Origin of the sequence: Mesorhizobium qingshengii (assembly GCF_900103325.1) — a bacterium.
GTDB classification, from domain to species: Bacteria; Pseudomonadota; Alphaproteobacteria; order Rhizobiales; family Rhizobiaceae; genus Mesorhizobium; species Mesorhizobium qingshengii.
The window spans coordinates 1-3,395 of the sequence record NZ_FMXM01000071.1 but is presented as its reverse complement, the minus strand read 5'-3'; the positions used below and the strand labels follow the sequence as shown (position 1 = coordinate 3,395).

General features: G+C 56.7%; 4 protein-coding genes and 1 pseudogene. All 5 read right to left on the bottom strand.

Annotated features, from left to right (window positions below):
* Positions 1-47 precede the first annotated feature (47 nt).
* On the bottom strand, positions 48-473 hold the full coding sequence (locus BLS48_RS34195; protein WP_014342038.1) for a hypothetical protein: 426 nt from the start codon (positions 471-473) through the stop codon (positions 48-50).
* A complete protein-coding gene (locus tag BLS48_RS34190) occupies positions 470-1,021 on the bottom strand; it encodes a recombinase family protein (RefSeq protein ID WP_014330244.1) in 552 nt (183 codons plus the stop codon). The genes BLS48_RS34195 and BLS48_RS34190 overlap by 4 nt, the downstream gene beginning before the upstream one ends.
* A 141-nt stretch (positions 1,022-1,162) precedes the next feature.
* Positions 1,163-2,365: a hypothetical protein gene (locus BLS48_RS34185; protein WP_240565482.1), complete on the bottom strand. Its 1,203-nt coding sequence runs from the start codon at positions 2,363-2,365 to the stop codon at positions 1,163-1,165.
* Positions 2,365-2,730 (bottom strand): hypothetical protein, encoded by a 366-nt coding sequence (locus BLS48_RS36485; RefSeq protein ID WP_240565481.1) that lies wholly within the window; start codon positions 2,728-2,730, stop codon positions 2,365-2,367. Before BLS48_RS36485 ends, BLS48_RS34185 begins: the two co-directional genes overlap by 1 nt.
* A gap of 15 nt (positions 2,731-2,745) precedes the next feature.
* Positions 2,746-3,309: pseudogene (locus BLS48_RS34180) on the bottom strand (Tn3 family transposase); the annotation flags it as partial.
* Positions 3,310-3,395: the final 86 nt, after the last annotated feature.

Below are 3,395 nucleotides of genomic sequence, written 5' to 3'. Positions count from 1 at the left end.
GGCTCGAAGCTGGGATTTTGGCCAAGTTGAAGAACGATTGGTGAACGTCAGGGTTTGACCTGAGCTTTGAGCAACATGGCAACATTGTCGGCGGTGAACTTGAAGCCGCGGCGATCGGGGATACGCTCGACGGAGATGGGATATTTAGGTCTTCGTGGATCAATGCCGGTGATCCGGAAACGCTCGCCACCAGCGATAAACTCGCGTTCGAAGTCAGCAGCCTCCAGGCCGTACTGTTCGGCCAGCAGGGCGAACATCTCCTTATCCAGATTGAGCGTCTTGCCGTCTGGCGCGGTTATACTGATGCGGAATGCTGGTTCGAATGAGAAGCCAGGTTCCAGGCCACGCCACCCGGTACTTTCGATGACCAGTCCGTGATCTGAGGCGATCTGTCTGCAAGCCTCAAGCATGCGGGCCTGAATCTGCTCGCAGGCGGCGGATGTTAAACGGGTGATGCGGTTGGCTTTGCTCATTCGGAAGCACCGTTGCGTACCTGATAGACCGTGCCACGTGATATGGCGAGATCGCGGGCGATCTTGCTGGGTCCCTGACCCTTTTGGAGGCGAAGCAGGATTTCTGCTCGGTCAATCTTCGGTGGGCGACCTTTGTAGATGCCACGGTTCCTGGCAGCGGCGATACCCTCAGCCTGCCGCTCGCGCCGCAGGTTAGTTTCGAACTCCGCGAAGACGCCGAGCATGTCGAAGAACGCCTTCCCGGCAGCTGTGGAGGTATCGACGGGCTGCTCGGTGGCCACCAGATGCGCGCCCTTGGCCTTGAGTCGGTCGACTACCACCTGAAGATCTCGCAACGATCTGGCCAGCCGGTCGATGCGGGTGATGACAAGGGTTTCGCCGGCATGGATAAAGTCAAGAATGGTCATCAGCTGCGGCCGGCCTTCGAGCGAGGCACCACTTTTCTGCTCCTCGCGGATGACCTCGCAGCCGGCGTTCCTGAGCGCGGCGATTTGCGCGGCGAGGTTCTGGTCTGTTGTGGATGTACGGGCATATCCGATACGAGCCATGTCCTAACCATGCTAACTGTTCAATTTGGGTGTGCCATCGTGTCAATTTGTTCAATATATCGTTTTGGACCCAAAATAAACAGGAAACCACGACCGCGACCTGTTCATTGACAATGTTCATGATGGGTATACTCAAAATACTCACAACAGAGATCCGCCGCCTGCGTCCAGTGTAGTCATAACGATATCTTCCACGAGCGGGATGTCCTGTAGAGGATGCTTGTGCATCAGCGCGAAGGTTGCGGCTACCAGTGCTTTTGACATCCGTTCCTTTTTGGCCGATTTGAGAATGATCGCGGTTTGCAGAAATCGTCTCGCCCAAATGTCTCGCCGGCCCTCGAGAAAGGCCCAGATCCTTTTTTCAACAGTCCGCACTGAGCGAGATCCCTGGAGGATGCCGCGTGTTTCTCCTGTGTCTTCAAACCAGCTATCGGTGAACGGGACGAGCGCATCCAGTGCGGGCTCATTGCGGAGCATCCGATCCAGTTGTGCCGCTGTCGCATTCTGGATCTCCTTTTGCGGATCGACGTGATCCAGCAAAGCCTGCAGATCCCTTTCCTGGGGCCGCAATTGGCTCAGGCAGCAAGCCTCCATGACGTCAATGAAGCCTGGCGCCGGTGGGTGGCCGTTTTCCATCCCCTCCGCCAGAGCCGCCTCCAGCAGCAGTTCGGCGGTCATTCGATCTATCTTGACGCTGTTTGCTTCCTGGCAGGCATAAGAGACAATGCTGTTTGCCTCGCGCTTTGAACGGCAATGAATGACAAAGGCATCCTTGATGCCGTATCCAGTCTTTAACAGGATCATCGCGACAAATGTTCGAGCTTGCAGTTTTCCCACAAACGTCAGGCCTTGCGCTCCAACACCGTCAGCGGTGGTCGCCATGATGTCGGTGATGATCGGCTCCGCTCTGTTTTGATTGGAGGCCTCTGCAAGACCTTTTCGCCGAGCCAACTTGCCGATGTCATCGATAGCCGCCCGGGCGGCAGTCGCTGGCAACCAGCCGCGAATGATCGGCAAATAGGATGCAGTTTCAGGCTCCAGCTTCCCGCGCATGAGCCTTTCTCGTAGGCCGGCGGCCACTGCCTCTCGCGTCAATGCTGTGCCGGAGGCCAGCCAATACAGCGCACAGCGCTCCAGAAAGGGATTGTCGAGACTCAAAAGATGATGGACAAACGCGGCTTTGACCTCCTCCGGCATTCCTGCCGACATCTCATCCAGGCCATTGAATAACTCATACGCGCCACCGCCTTCAGCTTCAACTTCTGCCGCTAAAACGGCAAGCGCGCCATCAAGATCCGGCATCGGGATCTCGTCGGTGGAATTTTCCCCAACCGGGTCGAGCATCAGTATGTCTGGCACGGCAGACTGGCACGCCGATACAAGCCAGCAATTTTCAAACGGTGAAGCGGCTCGCCAGCGCCGGCAGCAATGTGAGCCTTGATCGCCTTCTCCGCATTCTCCAGGAAGGCCTTTCCATATGGGCTGTCATTCTCGATGCCCATTCGGGCCTCATCCAGCAGCAATCCGAACAAGGTTGCCGCGTCCGGATGATCGTCCATGGACTGCATAACCTCAGCAACAATGGCGTCGCAGGCCATGCCATCGGCCAAGAGATCATGCTTTGCTCTCTCGAAGCAGAATTGGAACTGTGCCGACGACAACCCGTGCTGGTAGAGAACATTCAGGCATGCTTCAGCAATCTTGACCATTGGCATCTCCAAAAATTATGCGGCCAGCCGATCAAAGTCGATCCGACTATTCAAGTCGAGATCGAAACGGCCATAAGGATTGACGTGACTGTAGATGAGCGGCGTGAGGCCGCGATAGTCTTCCGGTGCCATCCGGCCGGCCCATTTCGGTTCCACCAGCACGGTCTGGAGCATGCGTGTGTTCACGTACACCAGTGAAGCTTGCAGCAGGTGCAAAGCCAGGGCAGAGATTTCCTGTTCATCGACTCGGTTGATGGCAATCTCGCCGCCCTTGCCGAAGAACACAAAGCCATTGGCGCTGTTCCAGTTCTCGACGACATTCAGCCCCTCGTGGATTTCTCGACGGAACGATTCCTGGCGAAGATAGCGGCACAGGAATATCGTCTTGACCGCGCGGCCGAGCTCGCTCAACGCTTTGTAGGTGGGATGCATCACCTCGGCGCGGGCAAACCGCCGCAGGATGGCCTCCGGGTCCGCCGTTCTGGTCTGCATGGCGGCGGTGTATTTGACCATCTCGTCATATTGCTGCTCGATCTCCTCCCAGCTGATCACGCTGGAAAGGATCGGCAGGGGCGTTGGTGCGCGGATATGAAATCGAACGCATTTCGATCATTAATGTAGTTGGTTATGCCTGCGTGACTTGACGCCGGATAGACTCCGGGCGT